This window comes from Proteus penneri, assembly GCF_003144535.1.
In the GTDB taxonomy this organism is placed as follows: domain Bacteria; phylum Pseudomonadota; class Gammaproteobacteria; order Enterobacterales; family Enterobacteriaceae; genus Proteus; species Proteus penneri.
This window is the reverse complement of record NZ_PHFJ01000004.1, coordinates 217,023-242,121: the sequence shown is the minus strand read 5'-3', so window position 1 is coordinate 242,121 and position 25,099 is coordinate 217,023. Positions and strand designations below refer to the sequence as shown.

Here is a 25,099-nt window from a genome sequence, read left to right as displayed (position 1 = left end):
TATAAGATAATGTTAAAGCTGGAAATAACGAGCAAGCAGTGGTGCAGTAAAATTCTTTTTTAAATAAAAGCCTCTGGGTAATGTCATAATACGTTGTCCATGTTCACCAATAGCCTCTGTTAATGCTTTGCTATTTGCGGCTTTGGGGCGAATTTGTAACACTTGTCCGTGGCGGGCAGTAATACTTTCTACTTTTCCTAACACAATCATATCCATTAGCTCTTCCCAATCATGACGTAATAGTTCTTCTTCTGTACGGCTAGGGCTCCAAAGTAACGGAGAGGCGACACGGCGTTGCGCTAATGGTATTTCCCTTTCTCCTTCAACAGGCACCCATAACACTTTTGAGAGTTTACGTTTTACATGGCTATTTTCCCATGTAATACCACAGTTTCCGGTTAATGCTGCGACACAGACAAACGTAGTTTCTAAAGGCATACCTAATTTATCAATTGGAATTGTTTTGAGCTCAATACCCAATTCACTGAAGTCTTGCTCAGGTTTGCTACCGGCACTTGCACCTAAATAATATTCCAACAACATACCAACCCAGCCTTTATCTCTTTTAAGATCAATTGGGATTGGAAGTTGTGCAAAAGCGGCTAGTTCACCAAAAGTATAACCCGCAAGCGCTTTTGCTCGCTCGAATAGAACTTGCTCATTTTCGGGGGCGACTGGTGGTGTAAACATAGTTATTATCTTCTTGTATAAATAATAGACAGAAAAAACAGGTCGTTGATAATGTATTTAGCTTTATTTTATTTAAATCATAATAGCATGATATATCATCATTTTTTTGAGTTAATTCGCCAATTGATATTTATAATTCCAAGTTGTGCACGGTTATCCTGAAATCATAAACAGGCTTTTACACTAGGTTATCCACAGCTTTATGGGATAACTCACAGAAAGTGAGATCACTGTTCTGATTTACAGCCTTGACTTTTGCAGATATTTACCAAAATTACTCTGTTTTGTCTAACTAATCGGCATAACCTGTGGATAAAATGCTCTGTGGTTGTTTTTTGTACTATTTAAGCGAGGGGGGGCTTTAATTGTTTTATTCAATCGCTGAAATAGGCATTATAATGTTGCTATTAATTTGAATTATAAGTGATATTTTAAAATTTATATCAACAGCCTTTCTAACAATATAAAAACTATACCCTGATTATCTCTCTCTTTTTCACATGGATATCCACAGAAAAAGTGAATAAATCCCCTACGGGTTTATATAGGTGTTTATAACTTTCAAGGTTTCTGTGAATTAACGCAAACTATGGCTACTCTTAATACTGAAAAGAGGCGATAACCTATTTTATCCTAGGAGTATCGATATCAGGTGTAAACCATGCTGATTTAAAATCAAACCAACCAAAAGTATTCATTTTAACACCACGTATGGTTCTCTGCCCTTGTAGCTCTAGTAAATGGTGAAATAGAGGATAAAGCCAAATATCTTGTGTTAGTTTGCGGCACCACTCTTCAAGTGGCAAAGATTTTTGGTGCCATAATGTGAGCTCTTGTGAAAATGATGCTCCTAAACACTGGTGAAAGAGTGGTAATTCATAAAGTGTAGCAAAAATTGAGAACTCTAAAGGCTTATAAAAATTCACTGTCGCTAACCAAACATCACTATTAGCTTCACCGTAATACCATTGTTCATAATCAAGTAATTGGATGGTTAGTTCAATATCATATTGAGATAAAATACTTTCTATTAAATCTGCAATAGTGCTGTATTCATGATGCTCTTTATAAAGAGTAACGGTTAGTTTTGTTAATGAAGTTGGTTTAGGGTGGTGGCGTATTAATTTACTGTGATGCCAATGAAGTAATAATCCATAAGCAGGAGACCAATGGCGTTGATAGAAAGGATCACAATGCGCCAGCATATTAACAGGGGTTAATACACTGCTTAACCATTCCCTTATTTCAGACTGCTGGCACTGCTTTGAGCGACTGTCATAGAGTAGGAAATAACATCCTTCTTCTTTACGGCTTTCTAGTGAATCTTTGTTGGTATCATCATCTGTTAAATGAATAGTTGAACAAACCATCTTTTTATTCAGTTCAGGAACTACCCAAATATCAATTTCATCTAATAATGCTCGTAAGCCAAAGTAGCGATTAAAGGCTTTGATTTGTAACTTATGTTTATCATTAGCGATAACTTGATAAGCGCCAGTTCCAATAGGGCGTTGTGCAAAAGAAGGGAGTGAGGCCCATTCTTGTGGCAAAATAACAGCTTGTGGACTACCTAATAACGTTGCAAATTGTTTATCAGCCTCGCTTAAGAAAATATCGAGCACATATGGTTGAGGTGAAGAAATTTGTTCTATATGTGCATAAAGAGGATTGCAATGCTTCATTCTCATTAATGAAGTGCTGATATCTTCAAGAGTAAGCTCACGACCATGATGAAAATAGATAGAAGGACGTAAATAAAATCGCCAATGTTGCTCTGTGATCATTTGCCAATGATGAGCTAATTCGGCTTCGATTTCCCCATTTTCCTCTTTTAGGTGTACTAATGAGTTGAATATCTGGCTCATTAAATGTAATTCAGAGCGTCTTAACGGTGTTCCAGGTAATAAATTTTTAAAGGGGCGATAGTAAATAATGCGTAGCAATTGTTGACCAGGATGAAAACTTTTTTCAATTTGAGAGAGCACCATTTGGCGTACAGAATCTTTATCACCCATTAGTGCGACAAGCTTTTCAATATCATTCTCTTCTATTAGTTTCTCTGCGCGATTTTGTTGGATTTCAAATGCATTAGAATGAAAAGTAAGCGTGGATTTTTTACCTCGACCGACTTCTGCTTGCCAATTTATCCAACCTATTTCTTGCATCTTATTTAATAAAGAGCGGACATGACGCCGTGTGCAATGCAGGGTTTGTGCTAACTCTTGTAACGTTGTTTCGGTTGTTTTTCCCTGAAAGGCTTGCCATAAGCGAATAAATTGTAATTCTAAGCGGGGTGAAGTCATAAAAGAGGAAATCTCTTGATAAAGTGGTCAATTTTAATTTCCTTATATTAGACCGATAATCTCTACGTTTAAAGTTAGCTCTCATGTTAGTTATCACAAATTAGGAATACTAACAGACTCCCCCATTTGAGCATTCGGTGATTACCGGCCGGTGATGATTAGTCACTGGCTTTTTTATTGGTGATTTATAGGAATAGTTTTGTTGGGATAAAAAAAGCCGTAAATGAATTTACGGCAAGAATAACAAAGTAAACATCACAGAAAGTAGAAGACGGTAAGAAATTATCTTTATTAGCGCATAAAGACCGGTTGTTTTGCCTCATAAGTGCTAATGTCATCTTGGTGTTGCAGCGTTAATCCTATGCTGTCTAATCCTTCAATCATGCAGTGGCGACGAAATGAGTCGATTTCAAAAGAGAAATGTAATTTACCCGCTCTGACCTCTTGTGCCACTAAATCTACGGTAATTGGTGTACCAGCATGTTCTTTTACCCAATCAAATAATTGTGAGACTTCATCATCACTTAATTTGATTGGTAATAATTGATTGTTAAATGAATTACCGTAAAAAATATCAGCAAAACTGGGCGCGATAACGGCGTGAAAACCATAATCTGTTAATGCCCAAGGTGCGTGTTCACGAGATGATCCACAACCAAAGTTTTCTCGTGCTAATAAAATTGAAGCACCTTGGTAAATCGGCTGATTTAAAATAAACGCAGGGTTAGGCTGAGTGCCTTCATCATCCAAAAAACGCCAATCATGAAACAGATGCTTACCAAAGCCTGTACGTGTTACTTTCTGCAAGAATTGCTTAGGAATAATGGCGTCGGTATCCACATTGGCTGCATCTAAAGGAACCGCAATACCCGTGTGTTGAGTAAATTTATTCATCATGTTCTCCTTTAAGATGCCACTGCAAATGTACGAACATCTGCAAAATGGCCATTAATCGCCGCGGCGGCTGCCATTGCAGGACTGACTAAGTGTGTTCGACCTCCACGACCTTGGCGGCCTTCAAAGTTACGGTTGCTGGTGGATGCACATCGTTCGCCCGGATTTAATCGGTCGTTATTCATGGCTAAACACATCGAACAACCCGGTAAGCGCCATTCAAAACCTGCTTCAATAAAGATTTTATCTAAGCCTTCAGCTTCTGCTTGGGCTTTAACGGGGCCTGATCCCGGAACGACAATGGCTTGAACATGAGACGCAACTTTATGACCTTTGGCAATTTCAGCGGCGGCTCGTAAATCTTCAATACGTGAGTTGGTACAAGAGCCAATAAAGACTTTATCAATAGCGACGTCTGTTAAGTTAACGCCTTCACTTAATCCCATATAAGCCAAAGCTTTTTCAGCAGAAGCGCGTTCAACGGGATCATTAAAGCTATTTAATAACGGGACTATTTGATCAATAGCAATAACTTGCCCAGGGTTGGTGCCCCATGTAACTTGCGGCGCAATGTCGGCCGCATTTATCGTGACTGTGGCATCGAAAGTTGCATCATCATCAGACTTTAAGGTTCTCCAATAAGCGATAGCCTCATCCCATGATTGGCCTTTAGGGGCAAATTGACGTCCTTTTAAGTAGTTAAAAGTAGTATCATCTGGCGCTACTAAGCCTGCTTTAGCTCCCATTTCAATTGCCATATTGCATAAAGTCATTCGACCTTCCATGCTTAAGGCTTCAATAGCTTCACCTGCAAATTCAACGATATAGCCCGTACCACCAGCGCTACCTAATTTGCCGATAATGGCTAATACGATATCTTTTGCGGTGATCCCAATGGCAGTCTTGCCTTGAACTTCAATTTTTAATGTTTTAGCGCGTGATTGTTTTAACGTCTGAGTTGCTAAAACATGTTCAACTTCAGAAGTACCAATCCCAAAAGCTAATGAACCAAAAGCGCCATGAGTTGCTGTATGTGAATCACCACAAACAATCGTCATTCCGGGCAAGGTTAAGCCTTGTTCTGGTCCCATTACGTGAACAATCCCTTGATATGGATGGTTTAAGTCATACAGCGTAACGCCAAATTCTTGGCAGTTTTTCATCAGCTCTTGCATTTGAATTCTCGCCATATCACCACAAGCATTAATATCTTTAGTCTGTGTTGATACGTTGTGATCCATTGTTGCAAAGGTTTTATTCGGTTGACGAACAGGACGACCTTTTGTTCTTAATCCATCAAAAGCTTGAGGTGATGTCACTTCATGCACTAAATGTCGATCGATATACAAAATGGGTGTTTCATCACTCACTTCCCTGACAACATGTGCATCATAAATTTTTTGATATAATGTTTTACCCATGTTATGCCCCTTCACGAATATACTGAGCGATACGATCACCCATTTCGGCAGTTGTGATTGCGTTACCATCACCCGCTAAATCTGCGGTGCGATAGCCTTTTGCTAATACTTGTGTGATAGCATCTTCAATGGCTTGAGCTGCATTATCTTCATTAAAGCTATAACGTAATAACAGTGCAGCAGACAAAATTTGTGCAATAGGGTTTGCGATATTTTTACCTGCAATATCTGGTGCTGAACCACCAGCGGGTTCATATAAACCAAAGCGTTCTTCGTTAACACTAGCAGATGGCAACATTCCCATAGAGCCAGTGATCATTGCGCATTCATCAGATAAAATATCGCCAAAAATATTGGAGCACAGCAACACATCAAACTGAGAAGGATCTTTAATTAACTGCATTGTTGCGTTATCAATATACATATGTTGAATTTCAACATCTGGGTATTCTTTTGCGATCCCTGTTACAACTTCACGCCATAAAATAGAACTTTGTAATACGTTCGCTTTATCAATTGAAGTTACTTTATGGCGACGTTTACGCGCTGATTCAAACGCAAAGCGTGCGATACGTTCAATTTCATAACGATGATAAATTTCAGTATCAAAAGCACGCTCTTGAGCGCCTTCACCTTCACGGCCTTTAGGTTGACCAAAATAGATACCGCCCGTTAATTCACGTACACATAAAATATCAAAACCACGCTGTGCAATGTCTGCACGTAATGGGCAGTAAGCTTCTAAACCTTCATATAATCGAGCAGGGCGTAAATTGCAGAACAATTTAAAATGTTTACGTAAAGGTAATAACGCACCTCGTTCTGGCTGTTCATTTGCAGGTAAATGTTCCCATTTAGGGCCGCCGACGGAACCAAATAAAATCGCATCAGCTTGTTCACAACCGACTAAGGTATCTGCGGGCAACGGTGTGCCATGATTATCAATGGCAATGCCACCAATATCGTATTCTTTTGTTGTGATATTGAGTGAGAAACGCTCGCTAACAGCTTTCATCACTTTTTGTGCTTGAGTCATGACTTCAGGGCCAATACCATCTCCGGGTAATACTGCAATATGATAATTTTTTGACATAATTAAACCGCTTCTTGTGTTGTATGTTGTTTGCGTTTTTCTATTTCGACTTGCTCTGAGCGCCAAATGCTATTAATAACGTGGATCATGGCATTTGCGGATGAACCTACGATGTCCGTTTCTAAGCCCATTCCATGAAATTTACGTCCTTGATATTCAACGACGATATCAACTTGCCCTAAAGCGTCTCTGCCTTCGCCTTTAGCTGTTAATTGATAAGTGACTAATTTCAATGGATAACCTGTTGCACGAGAGATGGCTTGATAAACCGCATCGACAGGGCCATTACCCGTTGCCGCTTCAGTAATTTCTTTATTACCATGAGTAATACTGACACTCGCGGTAGCAACGGTTGATGAACCAGATTGAGTATTAAAATAATTCATTACAAACTCATCAGGTTCTTGCTGTTGTTGTCCCATAAATGCTAAAGCTTCCAAATCGTAATCAAAGACCTGGCCTTTTTTATCTGCCAAACGTAAGAAGGCAGAATATAAAGTATCCAAGTTATAATCTGTTTCGCGATAACCCATCTCTTCCATGCGATGTTTAACTGCGGCACGACCTGAGCGAGAAGTTAAATTCAATTGCACTTCTTTTAATCCGATAGATTCCGGAGTCATGATTTCGTAAGTTTCACGGTTCTTCAAAACACCATCTTGGTGAATACCTGATGAATGCGCGAATGCATTGGAGCCAACAACAGATTTATTAGCATGAATTGGCGTATTACATAATTGGCTGACTAATTGACTGGTACGATAAATTTCTTTGTGATTAATCCGTGTCTGAACATTCATCATTTGCTCACGGACTTTTATCGCCATAATGACTTCTTCTAATGCGCAGTTACCTGCACGTTCGCCTAAGCCATTAATCGTCCCTTCTACTTGTCTTGCACCTGCTTGTACCGCAGTAATCGAATTAGCAACAGCCATGCCCAAATCGTCATGACAGTGAACAGAAATAATGGCTTTATCAATATTGGGAACACGTTCAAATAAATTGGTGATAATGCCTCCAAACTGATAAGGCGTTGTATAGCCTACGGTATCTGGAATATTAATGGTGGTTGCGCCAGCATTAATTGCGCTTTCAACAATTCGACATAAATTATCGATATGAGTACGACCCGCATCTTCGCAAGAAAATTCCACATCATCGGTATAGCGACGAGCTCGTTTTATTGCATTCACGCCCATTTCAATAATATCTTCGAACGATTTCTTCAATTTATGTTCAGCATGCAATGCCGAGGTTGCCAAGAATACGTGGATACGAAAAGCTTCTGCGACTTTTAAGGATTCTGCTGCAACATCAATATCGTTATCAACGCAGCGTGCTAATGCACAAATGCGACTGTTTTTGATTTCGCGCGCAATAGTTTGTACGGATTCAAAATCACCTGGAGAAGAAACAGGAAAGCCCGCTTCAATGATATCCACACCTAAGCGTTCTAAGGCGTAAGCAATTTGTAACTTCTCTTTTACGCTTAAGCTCGCCTGCAATGCTTGTTCGCCATCTCTTAATGTGGTATCAAAAATAATCACGTCATTGCTCATAATCTGTTCCTTTCTCTTTTTATTTGCTGTTTGCGCTCTCCCAGGTATAAAAAAACCCGCGATTAGCGCGGGTTTTCTCTCTAAGGGCAGGTGTGTTTCACTTTTTACCCATAAGCCGACCGCGCATAAAAGTTGCGAGTAGTAGTAGGCTTGATAGTAAAATTGCGTTCAACATGAAACATCCTTAGATAGGTTCTCAATAATCTGTATTTATTGATACATAATACCAATAAAGATGTCAAGCATTGAAATTTTTAAAATCATTTAGCGGTATTATTTATAAATTTTTCAAAGTGATTCTGACTAATATCTAAATTTTTACTAATGATTATGACTATCAGCAAATCATTGATTGGGTTAATGTTCCGTACATTGTTTAAAAAAGAGTGAAATGGAAAATTAAACGATTGTTTGCTTTTTTTTTAATCAGCTGGTTGATTGATAAAAAAGAGGGTGTTAGGGAAGGGATGATTGATAAATGTGAGCAACGTTTTGAATGTAAGAATAAAAATCATTGTATTATGATAAAAAATAGATATCGGATATCTATTTTAGGAATGAAGGTGCACTATTTTATTATGATTTTTATCATACTTTGTTTTATTATTTGCAAGGCAGAAAGTAAAACAGGTTGTAATATATATTGATATAATCATTTTCTAGATATGTAATTTCAATATCAATTTTATTTTTATATGAAATGTATTTTTTTATTGATATGAAATTTATGTGTTTAGTTGTATGCATGGATGATGAATAATAAATTTTAATAAATAGTTTAAGTAATAGTTAAAGCCTATCTATTATTAACAATTTCTTGGTTAATAATATTTGTTTGTCTATTATGATAACATAGTGGAGTAAGAAATGACGGATTACACATCAGCAACAGTTACCAGTAGAGAATCAGCAGATATGCATTTACGTAATGTTGATCTTAATTTATTAACGGTATTTGATGCTGTTATGCAAATGCAAAATGTTACCCGTGCTGCACAAGTACTGGGCATGTCACAACCCGCAGTAAGTAATGCTGTATCTCGCCTTAAGGTTATGTTTAATGATGAATTATTTGTTCGCTATGGACGAGGAATTCAACCTACATTAAAAGCTAAACAACTTTTTGGTCCAGTCAGACAAGCTTTACAATTGGTTCATAACGAACTTCCTGGCGCAGGATTTGAACCAGAACAAAGTGAACGTATATTTAATTTATCTATTTGTAGTCCTCTCGATATAAAACTAGCACCAAAAATAGTTGAACAAATTAAAAATGAAACGCCTAATATTAACGTTAATATTAAGTCTTATTTAAATAGTAATATAGAACATCAATTAAAATATCAAGAGATTGAATTCTTTATTAGCTATAAGGAATTTGAAAAGGCGGAGTTTCATTCACAACCACTATTTAATGACGAAGTTGTTTTGGTCGTTTCTAATAAACATCCTCGTATTAAAGAGAGTGTGACCAAAGAAATGTTATTAAATGAGCAACATTCGATTGTTTCTTTAGATGATATTGGTTCATTTAGTGCGCCTTATTATAAAGATACTCAATTGGAAGATTTAATCACTTATCAAGGAACAGATTTAAATAGTGTATTAAATATTGTATCTAGAACTTATTTAGTTGCTATTGCACCAAGATGGTTAGTTGAGAATTATTCTGAACAATTAGATATTAAAGCCGTGTCGTTACCTTGGGAAAAAATAGCGAGTCCATGTTATTTGATTTGGCACGAGTCAACCGCGCGCGATAAAGGCCATTTATGGATGAAAAATTTACTAAGCGAAGTTTGTCAAAACTAGAGTTTTTTGCTCATAATTAGTACTTATTACTAATTATGCAGAAATAGTGGCAGATAGCATTAGTTATTCGGCTGATGACCAAAATGGCGTTTATACAGTTAAGTAAACTCAATTGGATTGCTGTCACTATTTTTGCCCTTTCTTTGTAATAATAACTCTTATTCGTATTATAACTATATTAGGCTTGTTTTTTGGCAATAATATCCTCCTCTTTATATTGTCATTGATTAAGTTATTATAATTACCTATTGTTATTTATCAGTTTTTCTTTTTAGCTTTCCATAAAAAATAAGAACACAATAATTCATTTTCTCACTATGATGGGATAGCCTTTTTTGACAAAACTTTTCATAACTCACAATTTTACAAATTTATGTAAAATTGAATTCCTTTATTTTGGCGGATCACTTAGACTTTTATTCGAGTCAGCGAACAAGTGTAAGCTGAAATTGTAAAAGAGACATTTTTTCTATTTCGGTTTCAGAACAGGGTCGCTTTTCCATAAATAGCAGGAAAATTATGATAAATAATAATAATCTTCATGATTATCATATAATTAGACGATTGCAAAAACAGTTTTTACACAGCGGGAATAAAATTGCTTATCGTCAGTGGGATGCTAAGCGCAATATCGAAATGTCATGGGCGTTGGTTGAAAAGAAAACACACGCGCTCTCAAATGCATTGTTAGAAATGGGTGTAGATGTTCAAGAAAATATTGGGATCTTTTCTCAAAATACCATTGATTGGTCTTTAGCTGATATTGCTTCTTTGCAACTACGTGCAGTAACCGTTCCTCTTTATGCAACAAGTAGTGTTGAGCAAGCCACTTACATTTTAAATGATGCGAATATTCGCATTCTTTTTGTTGGTGACCAGAAGCAATATGATATTGCTTCTGAATTATTAGCGTTATGTCCTCAGCTTGAACATGTTATTGTGTTTAACTCCGATGTTGTGTTAAACGCAAATACACCTTCGTGCTATCTGGAAGATTTAATTAATCAGACGCATTTTCAGCATGATGACGTGTTAAAGCAACGTATTAATGAATGCAGTTTAGATGATCTGTTTACTCTGATTTATACATCAGGCACCACCGGTGAACCTAAAGGCGTGATGCTCGACTACACAAGCCTAGCATCACAGCTTTATCTACATGATGAGCGTCTCTCATTATCTGATAAAGATGTTTCGCTTTGTTTTTTACCTCTTTCTCATGTTTTTGAGCGCGCATGGAGCTTCTATGTCATGCATACAGGTGCGGTTAACGTCTATTTAACGGACACTCATGCTGTTAGAGAAGCAATGAGTGAGGTTAAACCTACTGTGATGTGTGCTGTTCCTCGCTTTTATGAAAAAGTGTATAGCGCTATTCAAGATAAAGTGTCTCAAGCTTCAGTATTTCGTCAACTTATCTTTAAATGGGCGATAAAGCAGGGTGAAAAAAGGCGTGAAGCGCAACTGAATCAGCGCCAACAGGGCTTTATTTCCCGCTTATGCTATCGCTTTGCAGATAAAAAAGTGTTAAATCCATTGCGTCAAATCTTAGGTGGGCGAGTTCGCTTTTTACCTGCAGCTGGTGCTCGTTTAGATGATGCTGTTATCCGCTTTTTTTTGGCCACCGGTATTAATATTAAATATGGCTATGGTATGACAGAGACTTGTGCCACAGTTTCATGCTGGGAAGAGAATAAATATAAGTTAGGTTCTATTGGTACCCCATTGCCAGGCATTGAAGTGCGAATTGGTGCAGAAAACGAAATTCAAGTACGTGGCAGCATTGTCATGAAAGGATATTTTAATAAGCCGGAAGATACTGCTGCTGCCTTTACAGAGGATGGATGGTTACGCACTGGAGACGCAGGCGCACTTGATAGTGATGGTATGTTATTTATCACGGAACGTTTAAAAGATTTAATGAAAACGTCAAATGGTAAATACATTGCGCCACAAATGATCGAAGGAACATTAGGGCAAGATCGCTTTATTGAGCATATTGCGGTGATTGCTGATACGCGGAAATTTGTTTCTGCACTAATTGTGCCTTGTTTTGATGCTCTTGAAGAACATGCCCGAGCATTAAATCTAAAGTACCATGATCGCATCGAATTATTACGTCATACTAAAATTAAAGAGCTGTTTGATGAACGTTTACGTGAAATGCAAAAAAACTTTTCAAGTTTTCATCAAGTTAAGCGCTTTACATTGCTTGCTGAAGGTTTTTCAATGGAATCAGGTGAATTAACGCCAACATTAAAACTTCGCCGTAAAATTATTTCTGAACGCTATCGAAACGAAATCGAATTAATGTATCAAGATTAGTTTTAATTGATGAGAAAGCACCTGATTGGTGCTTTTTTCTTTTAAAATTACATATTGATAGATAACGATGATTGAAATAATTGATAAAAGACATAAACGGAAACGTTGACGCATACGGTTTTATCAGTAAATTGTGTTAAAATGCAAACTCAGATCAGCATGATGACTGAAATTTATAGCAATATGTAATAAATAACACATTTAATAATTAAAAGAGGCTAATGTGAAACTGGATGAAATCGCCCGCTTGGCTGGTGTTTCACGAACAACAGCAAGTTATGTCATTAATGGTAAAGCGAAACAGTACCGTGTAAGTGACAAGACTGTCGAAAAAGTGATGGCGGTGGTCAGAGAGCATAATTACCACCCGAACGCTGTTGCCGCGGGATTACGTGCTGGTCGTACGCGTTCTATCGGTTTGGTTATTCCTGATTTGGAAAACACCAGTTATACCAGGATTGCAAATTACCTTGAACGGCAAGCGCGTCAACGCGGTTATCAATTATTGATTGCCTGTTCAGAAGACCAACCAGACAACGAAATTCGTTGTGTTGAGCACTTACTGCAACGTCAAGTTGATGCCATTATTGTTTCAACTGCGTTGCCACCAGAGCATCCTTTCTATCAGCGCTGGGCAAATCGTTCATTACCAATTATTGCGTTAGACCGAGCATTAGAAAGTGAACATTTTATCAGTGTTGTTGGCGATGACTTAGAAGATGCCAAAATGTTGGCAACAGAATTAAAAGCATTTCCTTCGCAATCTGTACTCTATTTAGGTGCACTTCCTGAACTCTCTGTGAGTTTTTTACGTGAACAAGGTTTCCGTAATGTATGGAAAGATGATCCTAGAGAAGTCACCTACCTATATGCAAATAGTTATGAACGAGAAGCTGCAGCGGCTGCTTTTTCTGAATGGTTAAATAACAATCCAATGCCTGATGCGCTATTCACTACCTCTTTTGCTTTATTACAAGGGGTTATGGATGTGACATTACAACGTAGTGGTCGTTTACCAACGCAATTGGTTATTGCGACTTTTGGTGATCATGAGTTATTGGATTTCCTTGAGTGTCCTGTTTTATCTGTTGCTCAGCGACATCGTGATATTGCTGAACGTGTATTAGAACTTGTGCTTGCGAGTCTTGAAGAAGAACAAAAACCACAAGCAGGAATTACACGTATTCGTCGTGATTTATGTCGTCGAGGTAGTTTAGGACGTACTCGTTAATTGCTCTCACTTTGTTGGTAATTATCTACATTTATACTCATCCCCGTTTAATTAAATTAAAGCGGGGATGAGTTATTGGATTTAAGAATGTCGAATTGCTTAGAGAATATTAAATTTGAGATTAATCTTAAGCATCTTTTTACTATTTTTCGAATTTTACTAGGTTAGTAGATTAAATTTTGACATATCTATAAGTGGTACTGCTTAAATTTAATGAGTAATTAATTTTATTTTGAAAAACTTAAGAAAAAAATAAATAACTATCTTTATGATATTGAATTATTTTTTTCTTGTCTTGCTATTATTGCTTATATAAAAGCGGCCCCAAATTATTATGTTGGCTAAAGGTAAATGAACTGCAATAAATTAGTTTTTTATCATAAAAATCATGATTTACTTATTATGATTTCTTTATCTGGTTTTCTTGCTTGTAATCGCTATAAATAATTACTTTTCGTGATTGTTTATAGAATTTAAAAAATAACCTCTATTAATCATAGTGTTAATATTCCCCTTTTTCTTTTTGTCGATCATTTGAACATTTCTGTGTGCTTATCAATTTACTGTAAATATAAATAAAGCTTCCTATATCCGGCTTGACAACGTTTTCATACCATCCGTAAACTCTATTTGTGGGGATTTGTGGGATAATGTGGTGTAAATTATAACGCTGGGGGTAATGAGGATGTTTCGTGGAGCAACACTCGTTAATCTTGACAGCAAAGGGCGAATAACAGTTCCTTCCCGTTATCGAACAACGCTGAGTGAGATTTCTGAAGGTCAAATGGTTTGTACCATTGATCTCAACCAGCCATGTTTATTGCTATATACCCTTCCAGAATGGGAAAAGATTGAGTTAAAATTAGCGGCTTTGTCCTCCATGAACCCTGCGGAACGTCGAGTTCAACGTTTGTTATTAGGTCACGCCAGCGAATGCCAAATGGATAGCGCAGGACGTCTTTTGTTAGCTAGTACGCTAAGACAGCATGCGGGGTTAACAAAAGAGGTCATGTTAGTCGGTCAATTCAATAAATTTGAATTGTGGGATGAACAGATCTGGTACAAACAGATCGAAAAAGACATTGTAGCCGAGCAAACCTCACAGGAACCGTTATCGACACGACTATTGGATTTATCACTTTAAATAATGACAACAAATAATTTTAGTCATACCAGTGTATTACTGGATGAAGCAGTGAATGGGTTGAATATTAAGCCTTCAGGTATCTATATCGATGGAACATTTGGTCGTGGAGGTCACTCGCGTCTAATTTTATCGCAATTAGGGGAACAAGGACGATTGATTGCGATAGACAGAGATCCTCAAGCTATAGCAGTTGCGAATGAAATTGATGATGCACGATTCTCTATTGTTCATGGGCCTTTTTCAAATATTGAACAGTATGTCAATGAGTTAGGTTTAGTTGGGAAGATTGATGGTGTTTTGCTGGATTTAGGCGTTTCTTCACCTCAGCTTGATGATCCTGAACGTGGTTTTTCTTTTATGCGAGATGGGCCACTTGATATGCGTATGGATCCCACTTCAGGACAATCTGCTGCGCAATGGCTAATGACAGCAGAAGAAGACGACATTACATGGGTATTAAAAACGTTTGGTGAAGAGCGTTTTGCTAAGCGTATCGCTCGTGCCATTGTTGCACGTAATAAAACAGAAGAGCCTTTGACTAGAACCAAGCAATTGGCTGATTTAATTAGTGATGCAAGCCCGGTAAAAGAGCGACATAAACACCCAGCAACACGAAGTTTTCAGGCAATTCGCATCTATATTAATAGTGAATTAGATGAAATTGAAAAAGCATTAAAAGGTGCGGTTTCTGTTTTAGCACCTGAAGGACGTTTGTCAGTAATTAGTTTTCATTCGTTAGAAGACAGATTGGTGAAGCGTTTTATTCGAGATGAGAGCAAGGGGCCTGTTGTCCCTGCGGGTATTCCTCTCACAGAAGCGCAGATAAAAGAGTTAGGAAGTGCTCGCTTATCAAGTATTCACAAGATGAAACCGACAGGGGTAGAAGTTGAAGAAAATCCACGGGCACGAAGCTCTGTATTACGTGTAGCACAACGTATTGAGGAATAAATGTCTACCGAACGACATTCACTACCGAGAGTTATAGGGCAGGATTTACTGCGTCATGGCAAATTACCTGTATTTTTACTGATCGCTGTGATTATTTCTGCGATTTATGTTGTAACAACAGCACATAAAACACGTTTATTGACAGCAGAGAAAGAGCGTTTAGTGCTGGAGAAAAACGTATTGGAGATCGAATGGCGCAATCTCATTCTTGAAGAAAATGCGCTGGCAGATCATAGCCGAGTTGAACGTTTTTCCAGTGATAGCTTGGGGATGATCCATGTTGACCCAACAAAAGAGAACATCGTGGTGACTAAATAATAAGGCAAGTATGAAATTTTCACGTTCGGCAAAAGCGAAAGCAAAAACAAAGTCAAATGCCAAACTACGCAAGCCTGAAGAAAAAACAGGATTTGTGAGTTGGCGTTTTGCGTTGCTTTGCGGTGGTATTGGTATCGCTTTAGTCGCGCTATTAATCCGTGTTGCCTATTTACAGATTATTAATCCAGATCCCCTTATTCGTGAAGGGGATATGCGTTCTCTACGTGTGCAAAAAGTCCCAACAGCAAGAGGTATGATCAGCGATAGAATGGGCAGACCTCTTGCCGTTAGCGTACCTGTTTTCGCTATTTGGGCAGATCCTAAAGTTGTATTAGATGCTAATCCTGATATGACTGACTCTCGTTGGTTAGCACTTGCTGATGCATTGAAAATGCCGGTGAATCAAATCGAGCAAAAAATTGTCGCAACACCTTCTGCTCGTTTTATCTATTTAGCTCGACAAGTTAATCCTGAAATTAGTGATTATATTAGTAAGCTAAAAATCACTGGGATTAATATGCGCCAAGAGTCAAAACGCTATTATCCATCAGGTGAAGTAACCGCTCACATCATCGGTGTAACAAATATTGATGGTGATGGTATTGAAGGGGTTGAAAAAAGTTTTAACCAGTGGCTGACAGGTGCCCCTGGTGAGCGTGTTGTTCGTAAAGATGGTTTTAATCGTGTTATTGAAAATATCGCTCAAACAGACAGCCAAGCAGCTCATAATCTGATGTTAAGTATTGATGAACGTTTGCAATCTGTCGTTTATCGTGAATTAACTAATGCGGTTATTAAGAATAAAGCTGAATCAGGAACCGCTGTCTTAGTTGATGTAAATACCGGTGAAGTGCTGGCGATGGCTAACAGTCCGTCGTATAACCCAAATAATCTAACGGGTACACCTAAAGATGCGATGCGTAATCGTGCTATTACCGATATTTTTGAACCTGGTTCCACTGTAAAACCGATGGTTGTGATGAGTGCACTTCATAATCATATCATTCAAGAAAATAGTGTTATTAATACTGTTCCTTATCGTATTAGCGGACATCAAATCAAAGATGTAGGGCGATATAATGAGCTAACGATAACAGGAATATTACAAAAATCGAGTAACGTTGGTGTTTCACGACTAGCGTTAGCGATGCCTGCATCTGAACTTGTGGATGTTTATTCACGGTTTGGATTAGGCAAACCAACTAACTTGGGGCTAGTTGGTGAAAGTAGTGGCATATTTCCAATAAAAAAACAACGGTGGTCCGATCTTGAAAGGGCCACCTTCTCATTCGGATATGGGCTAATGGTAACACCGTTACAATTAGCGCGTGTCTATGCAACGATTGGTAGTTTTGGTATTTACCGTCCACTCTCTATTACTAAAGTTGACCCTCCTGTACCTGGAACGCGCGTATTTCCTGAGCCAGTAATGAAAACTGTCGTGCATATGATGGAAAGTGTTGCATTGCCTGGTGGTGGCGGTGTAAGTGCGGCTATTAAAGGGTATCGCATCGCGATTAAAACAGGTACGGCGAAAAAAGTAGGGCCAGACGGAAAATATATCAATCAATATATCTCTTATGCAGCGGGTGTTGCGCCTGCAAGTCGCCCTCGCTTTGCGTTGGTTGTGATAATCAATGAACCTAAAGCTGGTAAGTATTATGGGGGCGCAGTATCCGCACCGGTGTTTGGCTCAATCATGGGCGCAGTTTTACGCACAATGAACGTAGAACCTGATGCATTGACGCCAGACGATAAAAATGAATTTGTAATTAAAAAAGAAGAGGATACAAGTGGCCGATCCTAACTTAAGTGACCTATTAGGGGCACTCGGGATACAAGCACCATCATTGATGCTCAAAGACATGACACTCGATAGCCGAAAAGCGGCGAGTGGTGATCTTTTTATCGCCATTAAAGGTCATGAAACTGATGGTAGACGCTATATTCCTCAAGCAATTGCTCAAGGTGTTTCAGCAGTATTAGCGGAAGCACAAGATGTTGCAACGCATGGTGAAATCCGTGAAAGCCACGGTATTCCAATTATTTATATTGATAATCTTAATGCCAAGTTATCAAAGTTAGCGGGACATTTTTATCATCAACCCGCGGAAAAGCTGAAGCTGATAGGTGTTACTGGGACTAATGGAAAAACGACAACAACACAATTGTTAGCACAGTGGGCGCAAGGTTTAGGTGAAATAAGTGCTGTGATGGGAACCGTTGGTAACGGGCTTTTAGATCATGTTGTTCCTGCGATGAACACCACAGGCTCTGCGGTTGATATTCAATTAGAGTTACAGCAATTATTAAATCAAGGCGCGACATTGACAGCTATGGAAGTTTCTTCTCATGGTTTAGTTCAAGGTCGTGTCAGTGCGTTGCCTTTTGTGGCGAGTGTATTTACGAATTTAAGCCGTGATCATCTTGATTATCATGGTGATATGGCTAATTACGAAGAAGCAAAATGGTTACTCTTTTCCACTCATCATAGTGGTGAAAAAATTATTAATGCGGATGATGCCGTTGGTCAAAAATGGTTATCTCGTTTACCTGACGCTGTTGCTGTGACAATGGAGAACACCTTGCCACAAAACTGGCAAGGTCGTTTTGTTAAAACAACTCGTATTAATTATCATGATGCGGGCGCAACGATCCACTTTAGTTCTAGTTGGGGTGAAGGGATAATTGAAAGCCCACTTATGGGCGCTTTTAATGTCAGTAATCTTTTATGTGCTTTAGCGACATTATTGGCATTAGGATACCCATTAAATGCGGTGATAAATGCTTCATCTTCATTGACACCTGTTTGCGGTCGTATGGAAGTATTTAGCGCGAATAATCGCCCTACAGTTATTGTCGATTATGCCCATACTCCAGATGCTTTAGAGAAAGCACTTCAAGCTGCTCGTTTACACTGTACAGGCAAATTGTGGTGTGTATTTGGTTGTGGTGGAGATAGAGACAAAGGTAAGCGCCCACTAATGGGGGCAGTCGCAGAAGAGCTGGCTGACAAAGTTGTTATCACTGATGACAATCCACGTAGTGAAGAGCCACAAGCCATTATTCAAGATATTCTTTCGGGTTTAATGGACTCTGGTCGTGCGATAGCTATTGAAGGCCGAGCAGAAGCGGTCACTAACGTGATTATGCAAGCGGATACCAATGATATGATTTTAGTTGCAGGTAAAGGACATGAAGATTATCAGTTGGTTGGCTCACGTCGCCTTGATTATTCAGATAGATTAACCGTTGCTCGGTTATTGGGGGTGATAGCGTGATCCCTCTATCTTTAGGAAATATTGTACAAATTACCAAAGGTAAATTGAGCAATATCGCTCAAAACCAAGCAGACCAACTTATTATCAAATCGATTTCAACTGATAGCCGTAAAATTGATGAAGATTGTTTGTTTATTGCATTAGCTGGTGAGCGTTTTGATGCTCATGACTTTATTGCTGATGTAAAAGAAAAGGGATCTGTTGCGGTTTTAGTTAATCGTGAAATTGATGTTGATTGTCCGCAACTCATTGTAAAAGATACACATCTAGCAATGGGGGAGATTGCTGCACATATTCGTTCGCTTAGCCACGCCAAGATTGTTGCGCTGACGGGATCTTCCGGAAAAACGTCTGTTAAAGAGATGACCGCATCTATTTTGCGTCATTGCGGTGAAACCTTATATACCCATGGCAATTTAAATAATGATATTGGTGTGCCTTTAACACTTTTTCGTTTAGCTCCTGAACACCGTTTTGCGGTTATTGAATTAGGTGCAAACCATATTGGTGAAATTGCCTATACCGTAAATATGGTGAAACCAGATAGTGCGTTGGTAAATAACCTATTTTCTGCACATATCGAAGGTTTCGGCTCACTGGAAGGAATTGCTCAGGCAAAAGGTGAAATCTTTACGCATTTAAAAGAGCAAGGCACAGCCATTATTAATCTTGATAGTAATGACTTACCTCTGTGGGAACATCATTTAAATGCACGCCAAACAAAATGGTCGTTCTCTTTATCTGCACAACGCAACGCAGATTTTTATCCTACCGAGATCGCAGTTAAGCAATTTATCACAAACTTCACCTTACACACACCGGAAGGTTGTGTTGAAGTCACGCTTCCGTTACCGGGGCGTCATAATATCGCGAATGCTTTGGCTGCAAGCGCACTTGCGTTATCTGCTGGGGCAACACTTGAAGATATTCGCCTTGGTTTATCGACATTAAAAGCAGTACCAGGAAGATTGTACCCTGTGGAGTTAACCACAGGGAAAATGGTGTTAGATGATACTTATAATGCGAATGATGGCTCGATGATTGCTGGCTTACAAGTTTTATCTCAATTGCCAGGATATAAGATTTTTGTTGCGGGAGATATGGCTGAGCTAGGTAAAGACTCAGAGAAATGTCACCGTGATGTGGGGCGTTTTGCTCACAATGCAGGGATTGATAGCGTCCTTACTGTTGGGGAGCACAGCCATTTCATTAGTGATGAAAATCAAGGTGGTCAGCATTTTGCATTTAAAGCCGACTTACTTGCTCAATTAATTCCATTATTACAGCAGCATGATGTTGTTTCAGTTTTAGTAAAAGGTTCACGAAGCTCCGCGATGGAAGATATCGTGAACGCATTAAAGGAGTGCTTTGAATGTTAGTTTGGCTAGCTGAATATTTGGTTAAATACCATACATTTTTTAATGTGTTTTCTTATCTGACATTCAGGGCAATTGTTGGTTTATTGACGGCATTAATTATTGCGTTGTGGATGGGGCCTCATCTCATCGCATGGTTACAAAAAATGCAAATTGGACAAGTGGTTCGTAGTGAAGGCCCTGAGTCGCATTTTAGCAAACGTGGTACACCAACAATGGGCGGGATTATGATCCTGTTCTCTATTTCCATCTCTACACTATTATGGGCAAGGTTAGATAACCCTTATGTTTGGTGTGTATTACTGGTTTTAATTGGCTATGGTGTGATTGGCTTTGTTGATGATTATCGCAAAGTTGTTCGTAAAGATACCAAAGGCTTAATCGCACGTTGGAAATATTTCTGGCAATCCGTATTAGCGCTTGTTGTTGCATTTAGTATGTATGCCATTGGCAAAGATACGCCAGCAACACAGCTGGTCGTGCCATTCTTTAAAGATGTCATGCCTCAATTGGGGATGCTTTATATCTTACTGGCTTATTTCGTCATTGTTGGGACCAGTAATGCAGTTAACTTAACCGATGGTTTAGATGGTTTAGCTATTATGCCAACAGTTTTTGTTGCCGCGGGTTTTGCATTAGTTGCATGGGCGACTGGTAATGTTAATTTTGCAAGCTATTTAAAAATTCCTTACTTGATGCATGCGGGTGAATTGGTGATTGTCTGTACTGCTATCGTCGGTGCGGGTTTAGGTTTCCTTTGGTTTAATACTTACCCAGCTCAAGTTTTTATGGGGGATGTAGGCTCTCTTGCATTAGGTGGTGCATTAGGAACGATTGCGGTGTTATTACGTCAAGAATTCCTATTAGTCATTATGGGTGGGGTGTTTGTTGTTGAAACACTTTCCGTAATTTTACAAGTTGGCTCATTTAAGTTGCGCGGTCAACGTATTTTCCGTATGGCCCCAATTCATCACCATTATGAATTAAAAGGCTGGCCTGAACCTCGTGTTATTGTCCGTTTCTGGATCATCTCACTGATGTTAGTGCTTATTGGTCTGGCGACATTAAAGGTACGTTAAGATGGCAAATTATCAGGGAAAAAAAGTGGTTGTTGTTGGGCTTGGAATAACAGGCCTTTCTTGCGTTGACTTTTTTATCCGCCAAGGTGTTACACCTAAGGTTATTGATACACGCCAAAAACCAGGAGGCTTAGATAAGCTTCCTGCTGACGTTGAATATCATACAGGTAGTTTTCATCAAGCATGGCTTAATGATGCCGATTTAATTATCTCAAGTCCGGGGATTGCACTTTCGACACCTGCGCTTGTTGAAGCAGCAAATCATGGCGTTGAAATTGTTGGTGATATCGAATTGTTTTGCCGTGAAGCCAAAGCACCTATTGTAGCGATTACTGGCTCTAATGGTAAAAGCACAGTGACAACACTGGTAGGAGAAATGGCGAGTGCGGATGGTATTCGCGTTGGAGTCGGTGGCAATATCGGTGTCCCAGCTCTGACCTTATTAACTGAGCCTCATGATTTATATGTATTAGAGTTATCGAGTTTTCAACTAGAAACGACTTATAGCTTAAAAGCAGCAGCTGCAACGGTATTAAATATTAGCGAAGATCATATGAATCGCTATCCGTTAGGATTAGAGCAATATCGTGAAGCAAAATTGCGTATCTACGATAACGCAAAAGCCTGTGTTTATAACGAAGATGATGCATTAACGTTACCTTTAGCGGGTAAAGATAATCGTTGTGTTAGTTTTGGTGTTGGGCAAGGTGATTATCAGCTTGATAATATAAATCGCATTTTAAAAGTGAAAGGTGAAAAAGTCCTTTCAACGGCTGAGATGTATCTTTCAGGACAGCATAATTATACCAATGCATTAGCGGCATTAGCACTTGCTGATGCCGTGGGTATTTCTCGTAAAGCGACAATCGAGGTACTGAAAACATATCACGGTCTTGCTCACCGTTTTCAATTAGTTTATTCACACCAAAATGTACGTTGGATAAATGACTCGAAAGCCACCAATGTAGGAAGTACAGAAGCGGCATTACGTGGACTTGAAGTTGAAGGTACATTACATCTTTTATTAGGTGGTGATGGGAAGTCGGCTGACTTCACTTCTTTATTGCCTTATATCAGTGGCGACAATATACGTCTGTACTGTTTTGGACAAGATGGACAAGCATTGGCAAATCTACGACCTGATGTCTCTTTATTAACAGTGACAATGGAAGAAGCCATGCGAGCCTTAGCGCCTACTGTGAAATCAGGTGATATGGTGTTGCTCTCTCCTGCATGTGCAAGCTTAGATCAGTTTAAATGTTTTGAGCAGCGTGGTGATGAATTTGCACGTTTAGCAAGGGAGCTTGGCTGATGAGCATATTCGCAATGCGAAGATTAAAACAGTGGCTAGTGGGCAGTTATCAAACTGAGAATACAGCATTTGTGCCGTATGATCGCACCTTGCTCTGGTTTACTTTCGGATTAGCGGTTGTCGGCTTTGTTATGGTGACATCGGCTTCGATGCCTGTTGGTCAACGTCTCGCAGAAGATCCTTTCTTATTTGCTAAACGTGATGGCATCTATATCGTTGTCGCATTTTTTATTGCGTTAGTTACCATGCGTATCCCAATGGCAATTTGGCAACGTTATAGCAGCTTAATGTTGTTTGGTTCGATACTACTTTTATTGATGGTATTGGGGGTCGGGAGTTCAGTTAATGGTGCTTCACGTTGGATTGCTGTGGGACCATTAAATTTCCAGCCAGCTGAATTATCAAAACTTGCACTGTTTTGCTATTTATCGAGCTATTTAGTCCGAAAAGTTGAAGAGGTTAGAAATAACTTTTGGGGTTTCTGTAAGCCGATGGGGGTGATGTTAGTACTGGCTGTTTTATTGTTATTACAACCAGATTTAGGAACCGTTGTGGTTTTATTCGTAACAACATTAGCGCTGTTATTTTTAGCCGGTGCTAAAATTTGGCAGTTCTTAGCTATTATCGGCTCAGGTATTGCTGCTGTTGTTATGTTGATTATTGTTGAACCTTACCGTGTTCGACGTATTACTTCTTTCTTAGAACCTTGGGAAGATCCATTTGGTAGTGGTTATCAGCTTACACAATCTTTAATGGCATTTGGTCGTGGTGATTTACTTGGACAAGGTTTAGGAAACTCAGTGCAAAAACTAGAGTATTTGCCTGAGGCGCATACCGACTTTATTTTCTCTATTCTTGCTGAAGAACTTGGTTATATCGGTGTGGTTTTAGTGCTTTTAATGGTATTCTTCATCGCTTTTCGCGCGATGCAAATTGGACGACGTGCGCTGCTCCTCGAACAACGTTTTTCAGGCTTTTTAGCTTGTTCTATTGGGATCTGGTTTACATTCCAATCATTGGTCAATGTAGGTGCAGCAGCAGGCATGTTGCCAACAAAGGGATTAACCCTTCCTCTTATTAGTTACGGTGGTTCGAGTTTAATTATTATGTCAACCGCCATCGTGATGTTATTACGAATTGATTATGAAACACGTCTAGCACGAGCTCAGGCGTTTGTAAGGAGCCCGAAATGAGCGAACGTAGACGCCGTTTAATGGTTATGGCTGGTGGTACTGGGGGGCATGTATTCCCGGGACTGGCTGTTGCTCATTATCTACAATCTCAAGGTTGGGAAATCCGATGGTTAGGAACCGCGGATAGAATGGAAGCCGATTTAGTCCCTAAACACGGTATAGAAATTGAATTTATTCGTATCTCAGGTTTACGTGGTAAAGGTATTAAAGCGTTAATCGCAGCACCTATTCGTATTATTAAAGCTATTTTTCAAGCACGTGCCATCATGAAGCGCTATCAACCCGATGCTGTGCTTGGTATGGGTGGGTACGTTTCAGGTCCCGGTGGTGTTGCGGCTTGGATGTGTGGGATACCTGTTATTTTACATGAACAAAATGGTATCGCTGGATTAACTAATCGCTGGCTATCGAAAATTGCGAAACGCGTATTACAGGCTTTTCCGGGAGCATTTCCTAATGCACCAGTGGTTGGAAACCCTGTTCGTGAAGATGTGTTGGCACTTGAAGCACCTTCAGTACGATTAAATAAGAGAACAGGGCCTGTTCGTGTATTGATTATTGGTGGTAGCCAAGGCGCTAGAATTTTAAATCACACCTTACCCATAGTTGCAGGTTTACTCGGTGAACATGTTACAATCTGGCATCAAGCAGGAAAAGGTGGCGAAAGTGATACAAAAACACGCTATCAGAACGAATTAGCAAAAAATTCAGTTAAATCTGAATATAAAGTTACTGAATTTATTGATGATATAGCGCAAGCTTACCAATGGGCTGATGTTGTTGTATGTCGTTCAGGCGCATTAACGGTTAGCGAAATTGCCGCAGCGGGATTACCCGCTATTTTTGTTCCTTTCCAGCACAAAGATAGACAGCAATATTGGAATGCACTGCCGCTAGAAAAAGCGGGTGCCGCTCGAATTATCGAACAGAATGATTTAACTCCAGAAGTCATTGCACAAACCCTGAAAAATTGGGATAGAGAAACCTTATTAGCGATGGCAGAAAAAGCAAAAAGTGTTGCGATTACGGATGCCACAGAGCGCGTAGCAAATGTAATAATCGAAGTGGCAAAAAAATAAACGTAACTTGTAACCATTAACTTAGAGTGAAGAAG

The 25,099-nt window shown here is 39.1% G+C and carries 19 protein-coding genes; 13 read left to right on the top strand and 6 right to left on the bottom strand.

Features of this window, described 5'->3' with window-relative positions:
* Window positions 1-12 precede the first annotated feature (12 nt).
* The 6 genes from mutH to leuA all read right to left on the bottom strand — a co-directional run bounded on the left by mutH (window position 13) and on the right by leuA (window position 7,963).
* Window positions 13-690 (bottom strand): DNA mismatch repair endonuclease MutH, encoded by a 678-nt coding sequence (gene mutH, locus CUB63_RS07625; RefSeq protein ID WP_006533777.1) that lies wholly within the window; start codon window positions 688-690, stop codon window positions 13-15.
* Between the two features lie 623 nt (window positions 691-1,313).
* On the bottom strand, window positions 1,314-2,993 hold the full coding sequence (gene sgrR / locus CUB63_RS07620; protein ID WP_109847800.1) for an HTH-type transcriptional regulator SgrR: 1,680 nt from the start codon (window positions 2,991-2,993) through the stop codon (window positions 1,314-1,316).
* A 291-nt stretch (window positions 2,994-3,284) separates the two neighbouring features.
* On the bottom strand, window positions 3,285-3,890 hold the full coding sequence (gene leuD, locus CUB63_RS07615) for a 3-isopropylmalate dehydratase small subunit (protein WP_006533774.1): 606 nt from the start codon (window positions 3,888-3,890) through the stop codon (window positions 3,285-3,287).
* Between the two features lie 8 nt (window positions 3,891-3,898).
* Complete coding sequence (leuC, locus tag CUB63_RS07610) at window positions 3,899-5,308, bottom strand: 3-isopropylmalate dehydratase large subunit (RefSeq protein WP_006533773.1); 1,410 nt, start codon at window positions 5,306-5,308, stop codon at window positions 3,899-3,901.
* 1 nt (window position 5,309) lies between these two features.
* Window positions 5,310-6,401 carry a 3-isopropylmalate dehydrogenase gene (gene leuB, locus CUB63_RS07605; protein ID WP_006533772.1) on the bottom strand — a complete coding sequence of 364 codons (1,092 nt, stop codon included), beginning with the start codon at window positions 6,399-6,401 and terminating at the stop codon, window positions 5,310-5,312.
* Between the two features lie 2 nt (window positions 6,402-6,403).
* The gene (leuA, locus tag CUB63_RS07600; protein WP_006533771.1) at window positions 6,404-7,963 is read right to left on the bottom strand and encodes a 2-isopropylmalate synthase; all 1,560 of its coding nucleotides are present in this window, start codon (window positions 7,961-7,963) and stop codon (window positions 6,404-6,406) included.
* Between the two features lie 867 nt (window positions 7,964-8,830).
* On the opposite strand from leuA, the gene leuO reads away from it, so the two are divergent.
* From leuO to murG, 13 genes are all read left to right on the top strand, one after another.
* Window positions 8,831-9,775: a transcriptional regulator LeuO gene (gene leuO / locus CUB63_RS07590; RefSeq protein ID WP_109847799.1), complete on the top strand. Its 945-nt coding sequence runs from the start codon at window positions 8,831-8,833 to the stop codon at window positions 9,773-9,775.
* A gap of 519 nt (window positions 9,776-10,294) precedes the next feature.
* On the top strand, window positions 10,295-12,100 hold the full coding sequence (locus tag CUB63_RS07585; protein ID WP_006533766.1) for an AMP-dependent synthetase/ligase: 1,806 nt from the start codon (window positions 10,295-10,297) through the stop codon (window positions 12,098-12,100).
* 223 nt (window positions 12,101-12,323) lie between these two features.
* Complete coding sequence (gene cra / locus CUB63_RS07580; RefSeq protein ID WP_072063387.1) at window positions 12,324-13,331, top strand: catabolite repressor/activator; 1,008 nt, start codon at window positions 12,324-12,326, stop codon at window positions 13,329-13,331.
* 685 nt (window positions 13,332-14,016) lie between these two features.
* A complete protein-coding gene (mraZ, locus tag CUB63_RS07575; protein WP_109847798.1) occupies window positions 14,017-14,475 on the top strand; it encodes a division/cell wall cluster transcriptional repressor MraZ in 459 nt (152 codons plus the stop codon).
* 3 nt (window positions 14,476-14,478) lie between these two features.
* Entirely contained in the window at window positions 14,479-15,426 is a 948-nt protein-coding gene (rsmH, locus tag CUB63_RS07570) for a 16S rRNA (cytosine(1402)-N(4))-methyltransferase RsmH (protein ID WP_109847797.1), read from the top strand.
* Entirely contained in the window at window positions 15,427-15,744 is a 318-nt protein-coding gene (ftsL, locus tag CUB63_RS07565) for a cell division protein FtsL (protein ID WP_006533761.1), read from the top strand.
* 10 nt (window positions 15,745-15,754) lie between these two features.
* Entirely contained in the window at window positions 15,755-17,551 is a 1,797-nt protein-coding gene (gene ftsI / locus CUB63_RS07560) for a peptidoglycan glycosyltransferase FtsI (RefSeq protein WP_072063385.1), read from the top strand.
* On the top strand, window positions 17,538-19,025 hold the full coding sequence (murE, locus tag CUB63_RS07555) for a UDP-N-acetylmuramoyl-L-alanyl-D-glutamate--2,6-diaminopimelate ligase (RefSeq protein WP_109847796.1): 1,488 nt from the start codon (window positions 17,538-17,540) through the stop codon (window positions 19,023-19,025). Before ftsI ends, murE begins: the two co-directional genes overlap by 14 nt.
* On the top strand, window positions 19,022-20,404 hold the full coding sequence (gene murF, locus CUB63_RS07550) for a UDP-N-acetylmuramoyl-tripeptide--D-alanyl-D-alanine ligase (RefSeq protein WP_109847795.1): 1,383 nt from the start codon (window positions 19,022-19,024) through the stop codon (window positions 20,402-20,404). The genes murE and murF overlap by 4 nt, the downstream gene beginning before the upstream one ends.
* Window positions 20,398-21,480 carry a phospho-N-acetylmuramoyl-pentapeptide-transferase gene (gene mraY / locus CUB63_RS07545; protein WP_023581493.1) on the top strand — a complete coding sequence of 361 codons (1,083 nt, stop codon included), beginning with the start codon at window positions 20,398-20,400 and terminating at the stop codon, window positions 21,478-21,480. Before murF ends, mraY begins: the two co-directional genes overlap by 7 nt.
* A 1-nt stretch (window position 21,481) precedes the next feature.
* Entirely contained in the window at window positions 21,482-22,792 is a 1,311-nt protein-coding gene (gene murD / locus CUB63_RS07540) for a UDP-N-acetylmuramoyl-L-alanine--D-glutamate ligase (RefSeq protein WP_006533755.1), read from the top strand.
* The gene (gene ftsW, locus CUB63_RS07535; RefSeq protein ID WP_072063381.1) at window positions 22,792-23,985 is read left to right on the top strand and encodes a cell division protein FtsW; all 1,194 of its coding nucleotides are present in this window, start codon (window positions 22,792-22,794) and stop codon (window positions 23,983-23,985) included. Before murD ends, ftsW begins: the two co-directional genes overlap by 1 nt.
* Window positions 23,982-25,064, top strand: coding sequence for an undecaprenyldiphospho-muramoylpentapeptide beta-N-acetylglucosaminyltransferase (gene murG / locus CUB63_RS07530; protein WP_072063380.1), 1,083 nt, complete (start codon window positions 23,982-23,984; stop codon window positions 25,062-25,064). The genes ftsW and murG overlap by 4 nt, the downstream gene beginning before the upstream one ends.
* Window positions 25,065-25,099 lie beyond the last annotated feature (35 nt).

Bases quoted from the DNA above. Each gene is read 5' to 3' on its own strand.
- mutH (WP_006533777.1), bottom strand. From the start codon at position 690: ATGTTTACACCACCAGTCGCCCCCGAAAATGAGCAAGTTCTATTCGAG.
- sgrR (WP_109847800.1), bottom strand. From the start codon at position 2,993: ATGACTTCACCCCGCTTAGAATTACAATTTATTCGCTTATGGCAAGCC.
- leuD (WP_006533774.1), bottom strand. From the start codon at position 3,890: ATGATGAATAAATTTACTCAACACACGGGTATTGCGGTTCCTTTAGAT.
- leuC (WP_006533773.1), bottom strand. From the start codon at position 5,308: ATGGGTAAAACATTATATCAAAAAATTTATGATGCACATGTTGTCAGG.
- leuB (WP_006533772.1), bottom strand. From the start codon at position 6,401: ATGTCAAAAAATTATCATATTGCAGTATTACCCGGAGATGGTATTGGC.
- leuA (WP_006533771.1), bottom strand. From the start codon at position 7,963: ATGAGCAATGACGTGATTATTTTTGATACCACATTAAGAGATGGCGAA.
- leuO (WP_109847799.1), top strand. From the start codon at position 8,831: ATGACGGATTACACATCAGCAACAGTTACCAGTAGAGAATCAGCAGAT.
- CUB63_RS07585 (WP_006533766.1), top strand. From the start codon at position 10,295: ATGATAAATAATAATAATCTTCATGATTATCATATAATTAGACGATTG.
- mraZ (WP_109847798.1), top strand. From the start codon at position 14,017: ATGTTTCGTGGAGCAACACTCGTTAATCTTGACAGCAAAGGGCGAATA.
- rsmH (WP_109847797.1), top strand. From the start codon at position 14,479: ATGACAACAAATAATTTTAGTCATACCAGTGTATTACTGGATGAAGCA.
- ftsL (WP_006533761.1), top strand. From the start codon at position 15,427: ATGTCTACCGAACGACATTCACTACCGAGAGTTATAGGGCAGGATTTA.
- ftsI (WP_072063385.1), top strand. From the start codon at position 15,755: ATGAAATTTTCACGTTCGGCAAAAGCGAAAGCAAAAACAAAGTCAAAT.
- mraY (WP_023581493.1), top strand. From the start codon at position 20,398: ATGTTAGTTTGGCTAGCTGAATATTTGGTTAAATACCATACATTTTTT.
- murD (WP_006533755.1), top strand. From the start codon at position 21,482: ATGGCAAATTATCAGGGAAAAAAAGTGGTTGTTGTTGGGCTTGGAATA.
- ftsW (WP_072063381.1), top strand. From the start codon at position 22,792: ATGAGCATATTCGCAATGCGAAGATTAAAACAGTGGCTAGTGGGCAGT.
- murG (WP_072063380.1), top strand. From the start codon at position 23,982: ATGAGCGAACGTAGACGCCGTTTAATGGTTATGGCTGGTGGTACTGGG.